Here is a 2,061-nt window from a genome sequence, read left to right on the forward strand (position 1 = left end):
GCGTAGCGAAAGAGGATGAAAAGAATCCCAATCGAAATCAACATGAGCAAATACCCAAGGCTCTGCGGCATGGATGCTACCAAGAGCACTACCAGGACTTGCACCGCTGCCGCTATATCCAGAATTGCGAGAATTGCAAGCGGCTTTACCCCGGAGTCAGCAAACAGAAAATGAACATGCTGCCGATCCGCCGACATAATGTTCCGCCCTTCCATAATCCTGAGCGCAATCACTCGAAGCGCATCGAACACCGGCAACGCCAGCAGCGTAATTGAAGGGAACAAGCCTAGCCCCAACAGCTGGCTTTCCGCTGCCAAAGGCAGTGCTTCCAATGTTGTTCCTGCTTGCGCCTGGCCTAGGAAAGGCATCACTGCCAGGCTGAATCCCAGAAAAAGGCTGCCTGAATCGCCCATAAACAGCTTCGCCTTTGGAACCGGGAAGTTGAAGAACAGAAATCCCACAATCACCCCTGCAATACTGAGACAAAGAAACGAACTCGACGCATCTCCCGCCTGGTAATAGAAAATTCCGAACGCAATCGCAGCGATAAAGCTGAGACTCCCCGCAAGCCCGTCCAGCCCGTCGATAAAATTGACCGCATTCGCGACCCCGACGATCCAGCCCATCGTGATTACGATCGAAAGCCAGGACAACTGCCCCGCAAGGACATCTGCACGGAATCCAAAGCCGCGAAACCCGTAGCCCCCTGCTACGACGACGAGCGCTGCCGCAATCTGTACAGCCAACTTCAAACGCGCTGGCTGTGCCTTCAGATCATCGAGCAGCCCGATGAAATACATGAGCGCAGCTCCGACAGCAAAGGGCCAGAGCTTATCGCCTCGCGACCAAAGCTCCCTGGAGACAGGCCCTGTCTGCACAATCGAAAACGCAGCCACCATGGTAGCAAAAGCCAAAAACATACCCAGCCCGCCCAGCCGCGGGATGTTGCCATTGTGATTTTTTCGTCCGCCTGCGATATCGTACAGTTTTCTGCTGTGCGCGAAATTCAGAATAAAAGGCATGGTGAGGGCCGACAGCATGGCCGATGTGACAACAACAGAGTATTGCATTTTCTAACTGTCCTTTGTATTAACGTTAATCATTTTTAAAATAACTCTTATGGGCTACATAAAGATTCCGCCAGAATAATAAGCGAATCTAAGAAGAGATTATACGTTAAAGATTCCCACATTGCAACAGAAATTTTTTAAAGCTGATTTTTAGAATATTTATCCTAACTTGCTGACTTTCTCTAGATTCAATGCACAAAAAGCATCATTGTTCTTTTATAACTGTGACCGTACAGGTTGCGGTTTTGTTGCCGTCTACCGTTGTAACCGTAATAACAGCTGTACCCTCCGCATTCGCAAATATTGTACCGTCCTCTTTGCCTGCATCATTTTTGACAAGCTTCACCACGCTGGCATTGCTTGTTGACCATGTCACATTCTTGTTTGTCGCATTTGAAGGCAACACAGTGGCTACTAATGTGTACATATGACTTTCCTTGAGAGTCAGACTTGTCTTGTCCAGCGTGACATCTCTTACCGATACAGTAGCAACATATACATCACATTCAGCTTTCAGCCCATATTGGGTTGCCACCCTGATAACAGTATCGCCCTCAGCAATAGCAGTAACCTTTCCGGTGCTATCTACTGTAGCAATAGAAGAGTCATCCGATTCCCAGTCTAGATCTTCTACGGAGGCATTTGCAGGCTCTACTACCGGTGTCAGCGTTTCACTCTCGCCCACAATGAGACTTAAGAAAGGTTTAAGGCTTATCTTTGTCGGGGGTACAACGGGACTCGAGATCTGGCATGCTGCCAATATTGCAATCAAAGCAAGAAAAACCGCGGCTTGCGTTATTCTCCTTCGCATGGTTTTCGCCCTCCTTATCGAAATTTTTTATCTCCTGAATAAATATATCGGCACCTTGCGCATTTCGAGTTAGTAAAATCCAATCACTGCTCGCGTTTAAATTGTAAGCGTAAATTTCACACCGTTGGGCAAAAATCAGTATGAATTGGGTGCGAGCTTGTACGGCAATAACGCCCGCTT

At 48.1% G+C, this 2,061-nt stretch carries 3 protein-coding genes; all 3 read right to left on the reverse strand.

From position 1 onward, the window contains the following. A partial coding sequence (locus GAP13_RS13000; RefSeq protein WP_158908713.1) for an MraY family glycosyltransferase occupies nt 1-1,070 on the reverse strand: 1,070 nt, incomplete at its 3' end. 205 nt (nt 1,071-1,275) lie between these two features. Continuing rightward, nucleotides 1,276-1,755, reverse strand: a complete 480-nt coding sequence (locus GAP13_RS13005; RefSeq protein ID WP_222126228.1) for an Ig-like domain-containing protein — start codon at nt 1,753-1,755, stop codon at nt 1,276-1,278. Nucleotides 1,756-1,774: 19 nt separating this feature from the next. Continuing rightward, on the reverse strand, nt 1,775-2,061 hold a 287-nt coding region (locus GAP13_RS13145), incomplete at its 5' end, for a hypothetical protein (RefSeq protein ID WP_222126229.1).

The organism is Rectinema subterraneum (genome assembly GCA_009768935.1).
Classification (GTDB): domain Bacteria; phylum Spirochaetota; class Spirochaetia; order Treponematales; family Rectinemataceae; genus Rectinema; species Rectinema subterraneum.